The 17719-nt window shown below is 68.8% G+C and carries 19 protein-coding genes; 2 read left to right on the plus strand and 17 right to left on the minus strand.

The genetic code is table 11. From position 1 onward, the window contains the following. Positions 1 to 73 precede the first annotated feature (73 nt). Together recA and AC5RVD_RS16355 are read right to left on the minus strand one after the other, a co-directional pair. Positions 74 to 1126, minus strand: coding sequence for a recombinase RecA (gene recA, locus AC5RVD_RS16350; RefSeq protein ID WP_494113325.1), 1053 nt, complete (start codon positions 1124 to 1126; stop codon positions 74 to 76). 195 nt (positions 1127 to 1321) lie between these two features. Beyond that, positions 1322 to 1543: a DUF3046 domain-containing protein gene (locus AC5RVD_RS16355; protein WP_493988188.1), complete on the minus strand. Its 222-nt coding sequence runs from the start codon at positions 1541 to 1543 to the stop codon at positions 1322 to 1324. Positions 1544 to 1673: 130 nt separating this feature from the next. Here AC5RVD_RS16355 and AC5RVD_RS16360 point away from each other — a divergent pair, with 130 nt between their 5' ends. Further along, positions 1674 to 2156: a MarR family winged helix-turn-helix transcriptional regulator gene (locus AC5RVD_RS16360; RefSeq protein ID WP_493977755.1), complete on the plus strand. Its 483-nt coding sequence runs from the start codon at positions 1674 to 1676 to the stop codon at positions 2154 to 2156. A 110-nt stretch (positions 2157 to 2266) separates the two neighbouring features. Here AC5RVD_RS16360 and AC5RVD_RS16365 read toward each other — a convergent pair whose 3' ends face one another. The 7 genes from AC5RVD_RS16365 to AC5RVD_RS16395 all read right to left on the minus strand — a co-directional run bounded on the left by AC5RVD_RS16365 (position 2267) and on the right by AC5RVD_RS16395 (position 10456). Further along, positions 2267 to 2704, minus strand: a complete 438-nt coding sequence (locus AC5RVD_RS16365) for a helix-turn-helix domain-containing protein (RefSeq protein ID WP_493988187.1) — start codon at positions 2702 to 2704, stop codon at positions 2267 to 2269. A 103-nt stretch (positions 2705 to 2807) separates the two neighbouring features. Beyond that, the gene (locus AC5RVD_RS16370; RefSeq protein ID WP_494113327.1) at positions 2808 to 3329 is read right to left on the minus strand and encodes a CinA family protein; all 522 of its coding nucleotides are present in this window, start codon (positions 3327 to 3329) and stop codon (positions 2808 to 2810) included. Next, positions 3326 to 3931 carry a CDP-diacylglycerol--glycerol-3-phosphate 3-phosphatidyltransferase gene (gene pgsA / locus AC5RVD_RS16375; protein ID WP_494113328.1) on the minus strand — a complete coding sequence of 202 codons (606 nt, stop codon included), beginning with the start codon at positions 3929 to 3931 and terminating at the stop codon, positions 3326 to 3328. Before pgsA ends, AC5RVD_RS16370 begins: the two co-directional genes overlap by 4 nt. A 62-nt stretch (positions 3932 to 3993) precedes the next feature. Then, positions 3994 to 6846 (minus strand): FtsK/SpoIIIE family DNA translocase, encoded by a 2853-nt coding sequence (locus AC5RVD_RS16380; RefSeq protein ID WP_494113329.1) that lies wholly within the window; start codon positions 6844 to 6846, stop codon positions 3994 to 3996. Positions 6847 to 6921: 75 nt separating this feature from the next. Further along, positions 6922 to 8613 carry a ribonuclease J gene (locus AC5RVD_RS16385; protein ID WP_494127507.1) on the minus strand — a complete coding sequence of 564 codons (1692 nt, stop codon included), beginning with the start codon at positions 8611 to 8613 and terminating at the stop codon, positions 6922 to 6924. Positions 8614 to 8620: 7 nt separating this feature from the next. Beyond that, entirely contained in the window at positions 8621 to 9532 is a 912-nt protein-coding gene (gene dapA / locus AC5RVD_RS16390) for a 4-hydroxy-tetrahydrodipicolinate synthase (RefSeq protein ID WP_494127508.1), read from the minus strand. 120 nt (positions 9533 to 9652) lie between these two features. Further along, a complete protein-coding gene (locus AC5RVD_RS16395; protein ID WP_494113332.1) occupies positions 9653 to 10456 on the minus strand; it encodes an alpha/beta fold hydrolase in 804 nt (267 codons plus the stop codon). Positions 10457 to 10571: 115 nt separating this feature from the next. On the opposite strand from AC5RVD_RS16395, the gene AC5RVD_RS16400 reads away from it, so the two are divergent. Continuing rightward, complete coding sequence (locus tag AC5RVD_RS16400) at positions 10572 to 11756, plus strand: heparan-alpha-glucosaminide N-acetyltransferase domain-containing protein (protein ID WP_494127509.1); 1185 nt, start codon at positions 10572 to 10574, stop codon at positions 11754 to 11756. A 5-nt stretch (positions 11757 to 11761) separates the two neighbouring features. Here AC5RVD_RS16400 and AC5RVD_RS16405 read toward each other — a convergent pair whose 3' ends face one another. The 8 genes from AC5RVD_RS16405 to AC5RVD_RS16440 form a co-directional block, all read right to left on the minus strand. Beyond that, the gene (locus AC5RVD_RS16405; RefSeq protein ID WP_494113334.1) at positions 11762 to 12268 is read right to left on the minus strand and encodes a tetratricopeptide repeat protein; all 507 of its coding nucleotides are present in this window, start codon (positions 12266 to 12268) and stop codon (positions 11762 to 11764) included. Next, complete coding sequence (dapB, locus tag AC5RVD_RS16410; protein WP_494113335.1) at positions 12265 to 13020, minus strand: 4-hydroxy-tetrahydrodipicolinate reductase; 756 nt, start codon at positions 13018 to 13020, stop codon at positions 12265 to 12267. The genes AC5RVD_RS16405 and dapB overlap by 4 nt, the downstream gene beginning before the upstream one ends. Positions 13021 to 13036: 16 nt before the next feature. After that, positions 13037 to 13465 carry a molybdenum cofactor biosynthesis protein MoaE gene (locus AC5RVD_RS16415; protein ID WP_494113336.1) on the minus strand — a complete coding sequence of 143 codons (429 nt, stop codon included), beginning with the start codon at positions 13463 to 13465 and terminating at the stop codon, positions 13037 to 13039. Positions 13466 to 13523: 58 nt separating this feature from the next. Continuing rightward, entirely contained in the window at positions 13524 to 14015 is a 492-nt protein-coding gene (locus AC5RVD_RS16420) for a MogA/MoaB family molybdenum cofactor biosynthesis protein (RefSeq protein WP_493988175.1), read from the minus strand. Next, entirely contained in the window at positions 14012 to 14488 is a 477-nt protein-coding gene (gene moaC / locus AC5RVD_RS16425) for a cyclic pyranopterin monophosphate synthase MoaC (protein WP_494113337.1), read from the minus strand. The genes AC5RVD_RS16420 and moaC overlap by 4 nt, the downstream gene beginning before the upstream one ends. Next, positions 14485 to 15696 carry a molybdopterin molybdotransferase MoeA gene (locus tag AC5RVD_RS16430; RefSeq protein WP_494113338.1) on the minus strand — a complete coding sequence of 404 codons (1212 nt, stop codon included), beginning with the start codon at positions 15694 to 15696 and terminating at the stop codon, positions 14485 to 14487. Before AC5RVD_RS16430 ends, moaC begins: the two co-directional genes overlap by 4 nt. 129 nt (positions 15697 to 15825) lie before the next feature. Then, on the minus strand, positions 15826 to 16878 hold the full coding sequence (locus AC5RVD_RS16435; protein WP_494113339.1) for a sulfate/molybdate ABC transporter ATP-binding protein: 1053 nt from the start codon (positions 16876 to 16878) through the stop codon (positions 15826 to 15828). Next, complete coding sequence (locus AC5RVD_RS16440; protein ID WP_494113340.1) at positions 16875 to 17687, minus strand: ABC transporter permease; 813 nt, start codon at positions 17685 to 17687, stop codon at positions 16875 to 16877. Before AC5RVD_RS16440 ends, AC5RVD_RS16435 begins: the two co-directional genes overlap by 4 nt. Positions 17688 to 17719: the final 32 nt, after the last annotated feature.

Below are 17719 nucleotides of genomic sequence, written 5' to 3' on the forward strand. Positions count from 1 at the left end.
GATCCGCCTCGGGCGCCAGATCGGCCGGGCTGCCCGGCGTGGGCCCGGCGGCCGGCCCGTTCCTGCGGGCCACCTAGAATCCGTCGACGGCCTTGAGCTTCGGCCCGCCTTCTTCTCCGCTGTCCGGAACGGGGTCGATCCCGAGCTTCTGCCGGATTTTGCGCTCCAGCTCATCTGCCAGGTCCGGGTTGTCGATCAGGAACTTACGGGCGTTTTCCTTGCCTTGGCCAAGCTGGTCACCGTCGTAGGTGAACCAGGCGCCTGACTTCTTGACCAGCGAATGTTCCACGCCCATGTCGATCAGGCTGCCCTCGCGGGAAATGCCATGACCGTAGAGAATGTCGAACTCTGCCTGCTTGAAAGGCGGGGCCATCTTGTTCTTGACGATTTTGGCCCGGGTGCGGTTGCCCACCGGGTTGGCGCCGTCTTTCAAGGTTTCGATCCGGCGCACATCGATGCGCACCGATGCATAAAACTTCAGCGCCTTACCGCCCGTGGTGGTCTCCGGGCTGCCGAAGAACACGCCGATCTTTTCGCGCAGCTGGTTGATGAAAATTGCCGTGGTCTTCGATTGGTTGAGTCGCCCGGTGATCTTTCGCAGGGCCTGGCTCATGAGGCGCGCCTGGAGACCAACGTGGCTGTCGCCCATTTCGCCCTCGATTTCCGCGCGGGGCACGAGGGCTGCGACGGAGTCGATCACGATGATATCCAGCGAGCCGGAGCCAATCAGCATGTCCATGATTTCCAGGGCCTGCTCACCGGTATCCGGCTGCGACACCAGCAAGGCGTCGGTGTCAACGCCAAGCTTCTTGGCATATTCGGGGTCCAGGGCGTGCTCGGCGTCGATGAAGGCTGCGATGCCGCCGTTCCGCTGCGCGCTGGCCACGGCGTGAAGCGCCACGGTGGTCTTGCCGGAGGATTCCGGACCGTAGATTTCCACCACGCGGCCCCGCGGCAAACCGCCGATGCCCAGCGCCGCATCCAAGGTGATCGAGCTGGTGGAGATCGTTTCGATGGGGGCGCGCGTGTCGTCACCGAGCCGCATCACCGACCCCTTGCCGAACTGCTTGTCGATCTGCGCCAGCGCAGCTTCCAGTGCCTTCTCGCGGTCAGCTGGTGCGGCCATTGTTCACCTCAGTCTCTTGCGGCCCTCGGGCCTTTTTTGTCTTGACGTCTTCCGACCGTAACCGCCGGTTCGGACAAAATGGGATCGGCAGCGGAGCGTGTGGATAATCCGTCCACCCGGGGGTCTGTGTAGAAGCTTAGCGGGATCCGAACACACTTTCGAACATATCGGCTTTTTGGCGCGGGCGTGTCTGTTTCAGCCGCGCGGCTCGCGGTCCTTGCCCCAGCGCCGTTCCGGGGGAACATCCTGGACATCGCAGAGGGCCAGCCACACGGATTTGGGCGGGATTCCTGCGGCCAGCGCTTCCGCCGCGGTACGGCCCCCGAGTTGCCCCAGTACCAGATCGGCAGCGAGGACATGCGAGTACGCGGGACCGAATTCATCGTCCATCAACCGCCAGAAGTCACTGGTTCGCACGCGTCCATCTTCTCACGTGTCCGTCCGGTAACAACCGGCCGCGACCCGGATTCGGCGCCGGCCGCCGGCGCATACGGCGCGTCAGGCCTCCGTTGCCCTTCGTCTGCACGCCGCTCATTACAATTAGCCCATGACAGACCATGCCACAGGCAGCGCAGATGCAGGGTTCGATGCGGCCATCGAAGCACTTGAACGGCAGTTGAGCCTGCTCTGGCGCCGGGCCAGGGCGAACTCGCACCGGGTGGCGCGCAACGTCCACCCGGATATGGAGCCTGCCGCTTACGGGCTGCTGCTGATCCTCCAGCGGGAGCGCTCCATGCGCCTGACCGAACTGGCGGCGGCCATCGGCGTTGGCAAACCCTCTGTCAGCCGCCAGATCGCCATGCTGGAACAGTTGGGACTGGTGGGCAAGGAGGCTGATCCACTGGACGGACGGGCCCAATCGATCACCCTGACTCCTGCCGGGCTGGAGAAGCTGGCCGAGGCCCAGGCCGCGCGCAAAGTCGCCTTCCACGAGCGTCTCGGCGACTGGTCCGTCGAAGACTTGTCCACGCTGGGACAGTTGCTGGACCGGCTCAACGCTTCCTACGCGAACGAGCCGCCGGTCCATTAGCAGCAGGGATTCCCGCCGACACGCAGGCGCGGCCCCGCGGACAATGCCGGGTAAAAAAAAGCCGGCCGGTCCCGCCACAGGGGCGGAACCGGCCGGTTCGGGTTTTTAAGTCAGTAGCGGGCGGAAGCCAATCCGCGGAGCTCGTCGGGCAGCTCGTCGGGAATGGCCCCGACAAACTCCCGGGACAGTTCCTGCGGGACGGTGTCGGGGATGACAACGCCCTCGGCGTCAGCGACGCGGTCGCTGACTTCCCGAAGCATGTGCGACAGGGGAACGTCCAAGGCCGAGCAGATCGAGGACAAGAGTTCCGACGATGCTTCCTTCTGACCGCGTTCGACTTCGCTCAGGTATCCAAGGGAGACACGGGCGCTGTGCGACACTTCGCGCAGGGTACGTCCCTGACGCTGCCGGACATCGCGGAGGACGTCACCAATTTCGTGTCGTAGCACCACCATTTTGCGCTCCTTCTGCTCCCTGCGCGGTTCTTCGGCCAATCCCACATCACGCCAACGGACTACACCGTTTACGGACACGGGCTGCTTTACCATCTGTATCGCCTTGCTCCCTCATGAGGTGTGCGGCCTGCGCCGCTGTCTTCCAAGCCTAGGCCAACAACGTAACAGTTGCTGACACCCTTTGATAACTACTGAATCAAAGTTTTTGTTCCCGGGCCCGAATCTCCGTTACCGCCAGGCCTGCCGCGGAGTCGATCGCGCGGCCCAGTTCATCGATGGCGGCTTCACACGCCAGCCGCCGGATGTGGGCGCGGTCCCCCTCGAAGTGGAACTCGACGGCACGCGTGCCTTCCGGGGACGCAACGCCGATCCACACGGTTCCTGGATCCCGTCCGCCGTGCGGTTCCGGTCCCGCCACCCCGGTGGTGGACACCGCGATATCCGCCTGCAACACGCGCCTGGCGCCGTCGGCCATCTGGCACGCGACCGCTTCGGTGACCGCGCCCTCGCGCGCCAACAGCCCCGCGTCGACGCCGAGCACCGCTGTCTTGATCCGGCCCTGGTAAGACACAACGCCGCCCTGGAGCGTACCCGAGGCTCCCGGCACGGTGGCCAGCTCGGCAGCCACCATTCCTGCCGTCAGGGATTCGGCGGTGGCCAACGTCACCTTCCGTGCGATGGCGGCCCCGACGACCACGGACGCGGGTGTGTGGTTCACTGCCGGCCCTGGGCCTTCGCGAGGGCAGTACGGCGCAGTGCCGCGGCTTTGACCACATAGTCGACCCCGGTCACCACTGTAACGACGACGGCGACCGCCATGACGGCAAAGGCCGCCCAGACGGCCCAGGCTCCGAGCCATGCCTCCAGCGGCAGGAGGAAGAGGAAGATCGCCAAGGTTTGCAGTACGGTCTTCAGCTTGCCGCCGCGCGAGGCCGGCATGACGCCGTAGCGGATGACGACGAAACGCAGCAAGGTGATGCCCAGTTCCCGGACCAGGATAACGATGGTGATCCACCACGGCAGGTCGCCCAGCACCGACAGCAGGATCAGGGCCGAACCGATCAGGAGTTTGTCGGCGATCGGGTCGGCGATCTTGCCGAAGTTGGTGATCAGGCCCCGGGACCGCGCCAGGTCGCCGTCCAGCTTGTCGGTGTAGATCGCGACGGCAAAAACCACCACGGCCAACCAGCGGAACAGCTGTCCCGCTCCGGCGTCAACCAGCAGGAACCAGATGAAAAACGGAACCAGCAGGATCCGCACCGTGGTGAGGACGTTGGCGATATTGAGCAGGGGCACGGGCCGGGACACTGAATCAGTCACGGTTTCAAGGCTACCCGCCTGCCGTGCCGCTTCGGCCGCCGACCGGGAGTGCGGCACGCTCGTCAGCGCCCGGTCAGGCTCCAGGCGTCCTCGGACCCCGAATCGTCGCCGTCGTAATACTCCTCCGCCTGCGGCCGGGAGTCCAGGTCTTCGGCGACCAAGTCACGCGGGCCGTCGAATCCGTGGTTCGCGTTGGCGTTCTCTGCCAGCGCCTCCGTCAGCGAATCTGCTTCGCTTGCCTCGCCCGGGGCGGCCGCCGGCGGCTCGTCGCCCCGGATAGCGGCGAGCGTCGCGGCCAGGTCGTCCGGCTTGACCAACACGTCGCGTGCCTTCGAGCCCTCGGACGGGCCGACCACGCCCCTGGACTCGAGCAGGTCCATCAGGCGGCCGGCCTTGGCGAAGCCCACGCGCAGCTTCCGCTGCAGCATCGACGTCGAGCCGAACTGCGTGGTGACCACGAGTTCGGTCGCCTGCAGCAGCACGTCCAGGTCGTCTCCGATGTCGTCGTCGATCTGCTTCTTCGGCGCCTCGACGGCGACGTCCTCCCGGTAGACGGCCTGCAGCTGTCCCTTGACGTGTTCCACCACCCGGTGGATTTCCGATTCGGAGACCCAGGCACCCTGGACGCGAATGGGCTTGTTGGCGCCCATCGGCAGGAACAGGGCGTCGCCCTGGCCGATCAGTTTCTCGGCGCCGGGCTGGTCGAGCACAACGCGGGAGTCGGTCACCGACGAGGTGGCGAACGCCATCCGCGACGGGACGTTGGCCTTGATCAAGCCGGTCACCACGTCCACCGAAGGCCGCTGGGTGGCCAACACCAGGTGGATGCCGGCGGCGCGGGCAAGCTGGGTGATGCGGACGATGGAGTCCTCAACGTCCCGCGGGGCGACCATCATCAGGTCCGCGAGCTCGTCCACGATCACCAGCAGGTACGGGTAGGGCTTGATCACGCGCTTGGATCCGGCCGGCGGCACAACCTTCCCGTTGCGCACGGCCTTGTTGAAATCATCGATGTGCTTGAAACCGAAGTTGGCGAGGTCGTCGTAGCGGGTGTCCATCTCCCGGACCACCCACTGCAACGCCTCGGCTGCCTTCTTCGGATTGGTGATGATCGGCGTGATCAGATGCGGCACGCCCTCGTACGCGGTCAGTTCCACGCGCTTGGGGTCCACCATGACCATCCGCACCTCGTCCGGCGTCGAGCGCATCAGGATGGAGGTGATCATCGAATTCACGAACGAAGACTTGCCCGCGCCGGTGGCGCCCGCGACGAGCAGGTGCGGCATCTTGGCCAGGTTGGCCAGCACGAACCCGCCCTCCACGTCCTTGCCCACGCCCATGACCATCGGATGCTCGGTCTTGCGGGCGTTGTTCGACCTGAGCACGTCGCCCAGGGAGACCGTCTCGCGGTCCGTGTTCGGGATCTCGATGCCGATGGCCGACTTTCCGGGAATCGGCGACAGGATGCGCACGTCCGAGCTGGCCACGGCGTAGGAAATGTTCTTCGACAGCGCGGTGACCCGTTCGACCTTGGTGCCCGGCGCCAGCTCGATCTCGTAGCGGGTCACCGTGGGGCCGCGGGAGAACCCGGTCACCTTCGCGTCTACCTTGAACTGGTCCAGCGTCTCGGTCAGTGCCTTGACGACGGCGTCGTTCGCCTCCGAGCGTTCCTTCGAGGGCGGACCCGGCGGCAGGAAATCCGAGGGCGGCAGGGTGTAGGCGACGTCACCGGCCAACTGCAACTGCTCGGTGCGCTGCGGGATGGGGGTGGTCGGCGGCTGCGGCTGCACCGGGTTGGCCGGCACGGTGGGGGCCGCGGCCGCCGCCGCGGCGGCCGGCAGCACCGGCAACGCCTCGGTGGCGCCTTCGGGTACCAGCCCCTGGTTGCGCTTGATTTTTTCGACGGCGAGCTCGGCCTGGGTGGGCCTGCGCACCCCCGGCGGCACGGCCGGTGCCGCCTGCTCCGTTCCGGCTTCTTCCTCAGGCTCCTCGGCTTCGATCACCGGTGTTTCGAACGCCTCGTCGAAGTAGAAACCCTCGTCGTCGGCGTCGGCCTCTTCGGTCTTGCGCTTGCCGAACAACTTGCGCCGCGGCTTGCGTTCCTTGACCGGGGCTTCATCGGCGTAGAGGTAGCTCTGGTCATGCCCGTCGGCGGCCTGCCGGTACTCGGCTTCTGCCGAAGGGTCCTGGCCCATCAGGTGCTCGTAGAGCATCCGGAGGCGCATGGGTATGTGGCGGAACGGCGTGGCGGTCACGATCAGGATGCTGGTGAAGGCCAGCAGTCCGTAGAAGGCGACCGGCAGCCACAGGGTGACCGCTGCCAGCGGTGCGGCAAGCAGGAAGCCGGCCATGCCGCCGGCCGCCCACAGGGCATCGAAGCCGTCGGCCAGCGCGGGCTGCCCGCCGATGACATGGGCCAGCCCGGAACCGGACGCCAGCGCCAGGATGAGGCCGATGGAGATGCGGCTGTTGGCGGGAGAGTTCTCGGGGTAGCGCATCAGGCGCACGGCCATGATCAGCAGCAGCACCGGCAACACCAGCGCCATCCAGCCGAAGGTCCCGCCTGCCATGGCATGCACGGCGTCTCCGAACCAGCCGTCCAGCGCCCACCACTCCACGGTGGCCACGCAGGCGGCCAACAGCAGCAGGAAGAAGCCGGTGCCGTCACGGCGCAGTTCGGGATCGGGCCGCACATCGGGGCCCAGCTTCCGGACGCCCGCGGCCACCGGGCGCGCCACGCCCATCCACAGCCCATGGATCAGCCGGGCCAGCAGCGGAAGTTGCTCCTCCTGGGGCTGCACATCGAGCACCTTGGTCTTGCTGGAACGCCCCGAGGAGGAGCGCGCAGTGGTGCCTGTAGCCTTACCGCGCGACTGCTGGGTGCCTTTTCGGGCAGGGGAAGTACGAGTCGCCATAGTGGCTAGGTTACCGGCTGACCGGCGTTATCCGCGGGATTTCACCCCGGCGGATCGGCTGCGCCGGTTGCGGGATCAGGCCTCCAGGACCACGGGAACGATCATCGGCCGGCGGCGGTGCCGCTTGTTCACCCACGTGCCGATCACCCGGCGGACCACCTGCTGCAGTTGGTACGTCGTGTGGTCCATGTTGTTGACCACGGCTTCTTCCAGGGCGGCGATGATCTTGGGTTTGATGTCGTCGAACACCGAATCGTCCTCGGCGAACCCGCGCGCATGGATTTCGGGGCCGGAGACGATCTGGCCGGTGCTGCGGTTCACCACGGTGATGACGGAGATGAAGCCTTCCTCGCCCAGGATCCGGCGGTCCTTGAGGTCGGCGTCGGTGATTTCACCGATGCTGGATCCGTCCACATACACGTAGCCGCATTCGATCTGGCCGACGATGCGTGCCGTGCCGTCCTTCAAGTCGACGACCGATCCGTCGTCCGCGAGCAGCACGTTAGCGGCGGGCACGCCGGTCTGCTCGGCCAGCCGGCCGTTGGCGATCAGGTGGCGGGTCTCACCGTGCACCGGCAGGGCGTTCTTGGGCCGCAGGATGTTGTAGCAGTACAGCAGTTCGCCGGCGGCGGCGTGGCCGGACACGTGGACCTTGGCATTGCCCTTGTGGATGACGTCGGCACCAAGCTTCAGCAGGCCGTTGATCACCCGGAAGACGGCGTTCTCGTTGCCAGGAATCAGCGACGACGCCAGGATCACCGTGTCCCCCGCGCCGACCTGGACGCGGTGGTCGCCGTTGGCCATCCGGGACAGCGCCGCCATCGGCTCGCCTTGCGATCCGGTGGACATCAGCACGATCCGGTCGTCCGGGAAGTCCTCGACGTTTTTCAGGTCCACGAGGATGCCGTCGGGGACGTTCAGGTAGCCCAGTTTGGCCGCGATGCCCATGTTCCGCACCATGGAGCGGCCGACGAACGCCACATGCCGGCCGTGGGCCGCGGCGGCGTCGAGCACCTGCTGCACGCGGTGCACGTGGGAGGCGAAGGAAGCGACGATGATGCGTTTTTGCACTTGGCCGAACAAACGCTCCAGCACCGGGCCGATTTCGTTCTCCGCCGTGGTGAAGCCGGGGACGTCGGCGTTCGTGGAGTCGGCCATGAAGAGGTCCACGCCTTCCTCCCCCAGCCGGGCGAACGCGCGCAGGTCGGTGATCCGGCCGTCCAGCGGCAACTGGTCCATCTTGAAGTCGCCGGTGTGCAGCACCGTGCCGGCCGCAGTGCGGATGAAGACCGCCAAGGCGTCCGGGATCGAGTGGTTGACCGCCACGAATTCGCACTCGAAGGGACCGAACTGCTCGATCTGGCCCTCCGTGACGGTGAGGGCATGCGGTGTGATCCGGTGCTCGGCCAGCTTGGCCTCGACCAGGGCCAGGGTGAGCCGGGAACCGATCAGCGGGATGTCCTGCCGCATCCGCAGCAGGTACGGGACCGCGCCGATGTGGTCTTCGTGCCCGTGGGTGAGGACCACGCCGACGACGTCGTCGAGCCGGTCCTCGATGTACGAGAAGTCCGGCAGGATCAGGTCCACTCCCGGCTGGTGCTCTTCCGGGAACAGCACGCCGCAGTCGACCACCAGCAGCTTGGAGTCGATCTCGAAGACCGCCATGTTGCGGCCGATTTCCCCGAGTCCGCCGAGCGGAACGATCCGGAGCGTCCCCGGTTCAAGCAGCGGCGGCGTGCGCAACTGTGTGATGGTGGATTCGCTCATCGGGTGGTCAGACCCCCAGCGCCAAGCCGGCCTCGGCCAGGTCGGCGCGGACCGGCGCGAGCTCGGCCTCCGTCGGTTCCACCAGCGGGAGCCGGACGACCGAATTCGGCAGGACGCCCTGCCACTTCAAGATTTGCTTGGCAGCGACCGCACCCTGGACGTGTGTCATCACCGCCCGGATGATCGGGTCCAGTTCGAAGTGGAGCCGGCGTGCGGTGGCGAAGTCCCCCGCCAGTGCGGCATCGACGAGTTCGCGGAACTGCCGGGTGGCCACGTGCGCGCTCACGCTGACCACGCCCACTGCGCCGGCCGCCATCAGCGGCAGGGTCAGGCCGTCGTCGCCCGCGTATACGTCGAGGTCCGTGTTGGCCAGGACCCGGGTGGTTGCGGCATAGTCCGCCTTGGCGTCCTTGAGCGCGACGACGAGCGGGTGCTCCGCCAGCCGGATCAGGGTTTCCGTCTCGATGTTGATGCCGGCGCGGCCGGGGATGTCGTAGACCATGACCGGCAGGTCGATGGCCGAAGCGATGGTTTCGATGTGGGCCTGCACACCGGCCTGGCTTGGCTTGTTGTAATAGGGGGCGGTGACGAGCAGTCCGTCCACGCCGGCGCTGGCGGCGCGCCGGGAGAGGCTGATCGAGTGGCGGGTGTCGTTGGTGGTGGACCCGGCAATCACCTTGGCCCGTCCGCCCACTGCCTCAACGACGGCCCGGAACATTCCCTCGTTCTCATCGTCGGTGAGCGTCGAGGTCTCGCCGGTGGTGCCGGTGACGACGAGTCCGTCGGAACCGTCCTGGACCAGCTTGTCCGCCAGTTCGGCTGCCTTCCCGTAATCGACCTCTCCCTCCTCCGTGAAGGGGGTGACCATAGCGGTGACCATGGTGCCGAAGGGATACTCACGAACGTCAGACTCAAACATAGGGAAAACGTTACCGTGTCCGAAGGCGCTATCAGCAATGGCGTACAAGGCGCGACACAGAGTGTCACGTCACGTGCCGTGGCTCCGCCCCGCGCCCAGGGGCGCGCACCCGCGGGTTTCTCAGCCGGGCGTGTGGACGCGTCCCAGGAAATCGGTCAGCAGGGCGGTCACGTCGTCCCGGGCGGAGAGGCACCCGGCGTGGTCCACGCCCGGGAGCTCGGCAAAGTGTCCGTCGGGCAGCAGGGCTGCGGCCTGGCGCGATTCCGCGGCGCGGGGGTGGTCCTCGCTGCCGGCAATCAGCAGGACGGGTAGCCGGATCCGCTGGACTTGGCGGGGGTCGAGGCCGGGCAGCTCTTCGCCCGCGCGGAAGTAGGCGGCAAGCGCCGCCGGGTCGTTGGCCAGGAAGGCCTGCCGGGTAGCCGCATCAACAGGCACGGCCCGGCGCTCGTTCCAGCGGCGGAGGAACTCTTCCATCCCGCCCGCCTCCAGCGCGTCCAGATAGTCGGGAAAGAAGAGCTTGCCGACCTGGCCGGCCATGCTCCGGTGGGTTCCGCCAAGCATCGTGAGTGAACGCAGGCGCTCCCGCCGGTAGACGGCCATCGCGAGTCCGACCCGTGCGCCGAAGGAATACCCGAAGTAGTCCGCGCTTTCCAGCCCGCAGGCGTCCAGCACCGCTTCGACGTCGCCCATGAAACGCTCCATCGTGTAGGAGCCCTCATCGTGCGGCTTGTCGCTGCGGCCGTGCCCGCGCATGTCCAGGGAGATCACCCGGTGCCGCGGTTTGAGGGCACGCTGGTAGCCCAGCCCCCGCCAGGTGGCCTTGGACAGGGCTGTCCCATGGACCAGCAGCAGCGGCTCCCCGGTGCCGGTGTCCTCGAAAGCCAGCCGCACGCCGTCGTCCCCGTTGACCGCGAATCCCATCATGGCCGCTCCGTGAGCGCGGCAGCCGGGTTCTGGAACCTGTTCATTCCCTCACGGTATCGTGCACCGGCCGCTGGTTTCACAGCCGCCTCCCCGCCGGCTGTGAGATTATCGGTGCATGCGCCCAGGTTCCACCCGCCCGCGGATCGCCGGGATTGATGCGGCCCGTGGCATCGCCTTGCTGGGCATGATGGCGACCCACATCTTTTCGCCGTGGACCGCCGGCACGGATCCGCAGCCGAACTTCGTGGGCCTGGTGCTCTCCGGGCGCTCGTCGGCGCTGTTCGCGGTCCTGGCCGGGGTCGGGCTGGCGCTGCTCACCGGCGGCAGGCGCGGCCACCGGGGCGGGAGCCTGACCGCGGACCGCGGGAGTATCGCCGTGCGTGCGCTGCTCATTGCCACGGTCGGCATGATGCTGGGCGCGCTGGAAGTAAACGTCGCGGTGATCCTGGTCCACTACGGCGTCCTGTTCCTGTGTGCGCTGCCGTTCCTTCAGCTGCGCCGCGGGGTGCTGGCGCTGTGGGCGGCCGGCTGGATCGTCTTCTCGCCGGTGCTGTCCCACCTGCTGCGGCCCTGGGCCGAGGCGGCCGTGCATCCGGCCGAGCTGGGCCACAACCCCATGGTCTACGACCTGCTGACGCCGGCTACGCTGCTCAGCGACATTTTCCTCACCGGCTACTATCCGGTGGTGCAGTGGCTCGGGTATTTGCTGGCCGGCCTGCTGATCGGGCGCATGGAACTGCAGCGCACGGGCGTGCAATTCGGGCTGCTGGCGGTGGGCACGGTGCTGGCCGTGGCCGCCAAGGCCGGTTCCTGGTTCCTGATGGAACGGCTCGGCGGTTATGCGGAGGTAGCGGCGACCGAAGCGGCACGGCGGCCGGACTTCGATCTGGTGTACCAGGTGAACATGAGCTGGATCGAGCAACGCGGCTCGTGGTGGTGGCTGGGCGGCGCGTCGCCGCATTCCGGAACGACCTTTGACCTGCTGCACACGGTGGGCACCTCCGCCGCGGTCCTCGCGGTGTGCCTGCTGCTGACGTCCCGGCTGCCGTGGCTGCTGCTGCCGCTCGCGGGCGCCGGCGCCATGACGCTGACGCTCTACTCCGCCCACGTCTGGGTCGTCAGCGCGTTGCCGCCGGCCGCTCCGGAACTTCCGACGTACCTGTGGCAGGTGTTGGCAGCGGTGGCGGTGGGCATGGCTTTCCTGGCCTTGGGGTGGCGCGGACCGTTCGAGCTGGTGACCTCCACCGCGGCGCGGCTGACCCGCGAGGCGCTCCGGCCGGCCGGCAGCCGGGGCCGCTGAACGGTTTAGGAGCGGCTGAGGGTGATGGCGTGGCGCATGGACTCGCGGGCGCGCTTGCGGTCCCCTGCGGCGTCGTAGGCGCACGAGAGGCGGAACCAGCTGCGCCAGTCGTCCGGCGCGGCCTCGGCCTCGGCCTTGTACACCAGGAACTCCCGGTCGGCCGCCTCCCGCACGATGCGCCCGCCCGGCGTGCGCGGCAGGTCGTCCACCGGCAAGCCTCCTTCGGCTTCCAGGGTCCGGGCCAGCTTGGACATCCGCGAGCCGAACAGCAGTTCCCGGCTCAGCGCCCAGGCCCCGATGATCGGCAGGACCACCAGCGCGACACCCAGGCCCTTGGCCACGGGGTCGGGTTCGGTGAGCATCAGCCAGGCCCGCTGCAGCGTGGCTCCCAGGTAGCCCACCAGCAGGACGATGATCACACCGACCCAGATCTTGGCTCCGTGCCGGGCATACCAGCCGATGCGGCCGTTGCCGCCGTCCGCTGCGGGGCCCGTGTGTTCGGCGTTGGTCATGAAAGTTCCAGGTACCCGTCTAGTCCGTAGGTCAGTCCGGGCCGCCCCGTAACGGTCCGCACGCCCAGCAGGACGCCGGGCATGAAGGAGGCGCGGTCGAACGAATCGTGCCGGATGGTCAGTTGTTCGCCCGGCCCGCCGAGCAGCACTTCCTGGTGCGCCACCAGGCCGCGCAGCCTCACGCTGTGCACGCGCACGCCGTCAACGTCGGCGCCGCGGGCCCCGTCGAGCGCCTTGGTGGTGGCGTCGGGGCCGGCGGGGACTCCTGCGTCCTGGCGGGCGGCAGCCACCAGTTGCGCCGTCCGGACGGCGGTGCCGGAGGGCGCATCCACCTTGTCCGGGTGGTGCAGCTCGATGATCTCCACCGATTCGAAGTACTTGGCTGCGGTGGCCGCGAAGGCTGATGCCAGCACGGAACCGAGCGCGAAGTTGGGGGCAATCAGCACGCCCGTTCCGGGGTGCTGTTCCAGCAGCTCCGCCAGCGACTCCCGCTTGGCCTGGTCCCAGCCGGTGGTGCCGACCACCGCGTGCATGCCGTGCTCGACGGCGAAGCGGACGTTGGCCTCGGTGTTGTCCGGCGTGGTCAGGTCCACCACGACCTGCGTCCCCGCGGCCACCAGTTCTTCCAGCGCGTCGCCACGCTTCAGCGCGGCCACCAGGTCCAGGTCGGGGGCGGCCTGGATGGCCCTGACGGCCTCGCTGCCCATCCGTCCGCCGGCGCCCAGCACGGCCACCGCAAGTTGCTCAGTCATGCCGTCCAGCGTATCGCTACTGGCCGATGCCCACCCATTCGGTGCTGCCGTCCGCGAAGTGCTGTTCCTTCCAGACCGGGACCTCTTCCTTAATCCTGTCCACCAGCTCGGAACAGGCGGCAAAGGCTTCGGCGCGGTGCGCGGACGCGACGGCGGCGACCAAGGCCGGATCCCCGATCGCCAATGGCCCGGTGCGGTGCGCGACCCAGATCCGCACGCCGTCGTGCTCTGCGGCGATCTGCCCGGCGACCTCGGCGATCACGCGCTGGGCGCTGGGGTGGGCGGAGTAGGACAGTGCGGCCACGGCCTGGCCGCCGTCGTGGTTGCGGACCACGCCGCTGAAGCTGACCACGGCACCGCATTCGGCTGAATCAACCGCGGCGGCCGCCTCCCCCACGTCGATTGCTTCCCCGGTCACCGCGGCATACAGCACCGTGCTGGTCATCGTTGTCCTCTCATCAGCTGCATGGTTCCAGTATCCCCTGACCGGCAGGGGGCGGCGCCTAGCCGGAGTGGCCGGCGTCGGTATCGCCTTCCAGCTGCGCGCAGATGTGGCCGATCAGCGGATCCAGGGCGGCCAGCCCGTCGCGCACTCCCCCGGGAGATCCGGGCAGGTTGACCACGAAGGTGGACCCGGCGGTTCCGGCCACGCCCCTGCTCAGCGCAGCCAGCGGGGTCTTGGTCCGCCCGTAACCGCGGATGGCTTCCATCACGCCCGGCAGTTCCCGTTCCAGCGCGACGGCGGTGATTTCCGGGGTGCGGTCGTCGGCGGCCAGTCCGGTGCCTCCGCTGGTGACGATGACCCGGGGCCCGGCAGCCAGCATCTTCCGCAGCGCTTGGCGGACGGGTTCGCCGTCGGCGACGATCTGCGGGACGCCGGCGGCCAGGCCGTGTCCGGCCAGCCACTCGGAAATCAACGGCGCGCATTCGTCCTCGTAGGCGCCGGCCGCGGCGCGGGTGGAGGCAACGATGATGCCGGCGGTCCTGGCGCTCACAGCGCCCAGTCCCCGCTCTTGCCCCCGGATTTGGCCAGCACCTTGATGTCGGAGATGACCGCGTGCTTGTCCACGGCCTTGACCATGTCGTACAGGCTCAGCGCCGCCACCGAGGCGGAGGTCAGTGCCTCCATTTCCACGCCGGTGACCGATCGCGTCTTCACCGTCGCCTCGATCCGCACGGACTGCGCGGCCGGGAAAAAGTCAACGGTGACCTTGCTGATCGGCAGCGGATGGCACAGCGGGATCAGCTGCGGCGTCTGCTTCGCCGCCATGATCCCGGCCACGCGGCTGACGGCCAACGCGTCGCCCTTGGGCAGCGATCCGGCGGCCAGGAGTTCGACCACGTCGGGGCGGGTGGTGAGCACCGCCTGCGCGGTCGCCTCCCGGGTGGTTTCGTCCTTGCCGCTGACATCGACCATGTGCGCCGTGCCGTCCTCGCGGACGTGGGTCAGGCGTTCTGCTTCGCTCATAGCAGCCATATTTCCACGTCTTGGCCGGCTTCGGCGCGCTCCATCCCCACAGGCAGGTGGACCAGCGCATTGGACTGCGCCAGCGCGTGCACCAAATGGGACCCTGCCCCGCCCACCATCTGCACCCGTGCGCCGTCGTAACGGCCGCGCCGCACCTGGTGTTTGGCCGCGGGCGACTCCGCGGCTTCCGCCAGCGGGGCGCGCAGCACCGTCCGAGGCGCCGGGGCTCCCAGCACGGCCGTCAGCGCGGGACGCAGGAACATCTCGAACGAGACCAGGCAACTGACCGGGTTGCCCGGGAAAGCCAGGAAGACCGCCTCGCCGATCCGGCCGGCGCCCTGCGGCCCGCCCGGCTGCATCGCCACAGAGCCGAAAGCCACCCCTTCGGGCTCGAGCGCCTGCCGGACCACTTCGAAGGCGCCCTTGGAGATTCCGCCGGAGGTCAGCACCAGGTCGGCGCCGTGGCGGCGCAGGTCGTCGTCGAGCCGGCGGCGGAACTCCGGCGCCGAGTCGGCCAGGATCCGGCTCAACACCACCTCGCAGCCGGCCTCCCGCAGCGATGCCGCCAGCATGGCGTTGTTGGCATCGTAGATCTGCCCGGCCCCCAACGGTGCGCCGGCGGCCACCACCTCGTCGCCCGTGCTCAGCAGCAGCACCCGCAGCCGCGGCCGCACCTCGGCGGAGGCCAGGCCGAGCGCGGCGAGCAGGCCCAGCTGCGGCGCCTTCAGCACCGTTCCGGCCGCCAGCGCGACGTCGCCGGCGGCGATATCGCTGCCGGCCGCGCGGACAAACCGGCCGGCCGGGGTGTCCGGCAGGGTGACCGTGTGTCCCTCGCCCGCGGCCGGGAAGGCGTCCGGCACGGCTTCCTCGATCGGCACGACGGCGTTGGCCCCCTCGGGCAGCATGGCCCCCGTCATGATCGGTGCGGCCGCGTGCGGCGGCAGCGCCGGGGCGGCATGTCCGGCGGGAATTGCCGCGGCCACGGCGAGCTCGGCGCCGCCGGCGGTCTCCGCGCTGCGGACTGCGTAGCCGTCCATCTGCGAGTTCGCGAAGGGCGGCAGGCTCATCGGCGCCGCGACATCAACGGCCAGCACCCGCCCGAGGGCCGACGCCAGGTCCACCGTCTCGCTCCCGGCGAGGCAGCCCCGTGCCGCGTGACGGAGCAGTTCCTCGACGTCGGCGCAATGCCCGGCAACGCTCTGTGCCACTGGCCCTCCTTGTCGCAGGCGGAACCGGCGGCCGGTAGTGCCGGAGGTTTGTGCCGCCGCTGGTACATGTTCTGGTGCCATCCTAGGGGACGACCGCGGACGGCCCCGCCCCTTACCCGGACGGGACGGTCAGCGCCGGTAGATCGCCACCTCGGCCGCCTTGACCACAAAGTGCACGCGTTCCCCCGGAGCCAGCGACAGGTCGGACACCGCGGCGGGCGTGACCTCTGCGGCCAGCCAGCCGGCCCTGACCGTGACCAGGCCGCCATGCGGCACCAGTTCGGTCACGGTGGCCGCCACGGCGTTGCGCGGGCTGCCGGCCGGCAGGTCCGGGAACAGCGCCACTGCGGCAGGGCGGAATACCGCAGCAGCCGGATCGCCGGGATGCAGCCCGGCTTCGGCCTCGCCGCTCCAGTGCGTCCCGTCGGCGCCGACCAGCCCGGTCTCCGTGGCGGTGCCGGTGACGAAATTCAGCCCCGTCATGCCGGCGGCGAAGGCGCTGCGCGGCCGGGCAAACACCTCGCGCACCGGCCCCTGCTCGACGATCCGCCCGCCGTCCATGACCACCACCCGGTCGGCCAGCAGCAGGGCATCCAGCGCATCATGGGTGACGATGACGGCGCTGCGCCCTGCCAGGACCCTGCGGAGCAGCCTGCGCAGGGCCGGCGCCGCCGTGATATCGAGGGCGGACATCGGCTCGTCAAACAGCAGCAGCGAGGGGTCGGCCGCCAGCGCACGGGCCACGGCGACGCGCTGCGCCTGGCCCCCGGAGAGCTCGGCCGGCCGGCGGTCGGCCAGCCCGGAGGCGTCCAGTTCCGCCAGCCAATGCCGGGCGGCCTTGCGGGCTTCGGCCCGGGAGGCTCCCCGGCTGCGCAGCCCGTAGGCGACGTTGGCCTCGACGCCCAGGTGCGGAAACAACAGCGGTTCCTGCGCCAGCAGGCCGACGCCGCGGGCATGGGCAGGCACCCAGCGGTCCGGCTGCGGCTGCCCGGCGCTGAACAGCACCTTGCCGTCCAGTTCCGCCCGGCCCCAGGCGGGACGCAGCAGCCCGGACACCACACCCAGCAGGGTGGACTTTCCGGCGCCGTTGGGGCCGAGCACGGCGACGGTTTCTGAGTCGGCAACGCCGAAGTCCGCCTCGAAGCCCCGGGACGGCAGCCGCGCGGTCAGTTCCAGGCTCACCGGACACCCGCCGCCCAGGCCGGGCCGGTCCTGCGGTGGACCAGCACCACCACGGCGACGGCGACCACCACCAGCACGAGCGACAGCGCCACCGCGGCATCGGCATCGGTTTCCCGCTGCAGGTAGATTTCCAGCGGCAGCGTGCGCGTGACTCCCTCCAGGCTTCCGGCAAAAGTCAGGGTGGCTCCGAACTCGCCCAGGCACCGGGCAAAGGACAGCACCGACCCGGAGAGCAGCCCCGGCAGCACCAGCGGCAGGGTCACCGTGCGCAGGACCCGGGACGGTCGGGCGCCCAACGTGGCCGCGACCGCTTCATACCTGGTGCCCGCCGTGCGCAGCGCACCTTCGAGGCTCAGCACCAGGAACGGCAGCGCCACGAATGACTGGGCGAGCACCACGGCGGTGGTGGAGAAGGCGATGTCGACGCCGATCACTTCGAAGGTGCCGCCGAGCAGCCCGCGGCGCCCGAACGTATACAGCAGGGCGAGACCGCCGACGACGGGCGGCAGCACCAGGGGCAACAGCACGAGTGACCGGACCACCTGCTGGCCCGGGAACCTGCTGCGCGCCAACACCAGCGCCATCGGGACGCCCAGCACGATGCATAAGGCCGTGCTGGCGGCCGCAGTCCGCAGGCTCAGGCCCAGCGCGGCCAGCGACGACTCGGAGGTGACGAGCCGGGGAAACTCCAGCCAGTTCACCCGCGCTGCCATCCCGGCCAGCGGCAGCAGGACGAAGACAGCGCCGGCTGCAGCCAGCGGATACACCCAATAAGGCACCGGGGCGCGCACCGCCGTCGTCGTATTCATAGTCTCCCGTTCGTCCCAAAGGTTGTCCGCAA

The sequence above is a fragment of the Arthrobacter sp. THG-b23 genome (assembly GCF_059091265.1).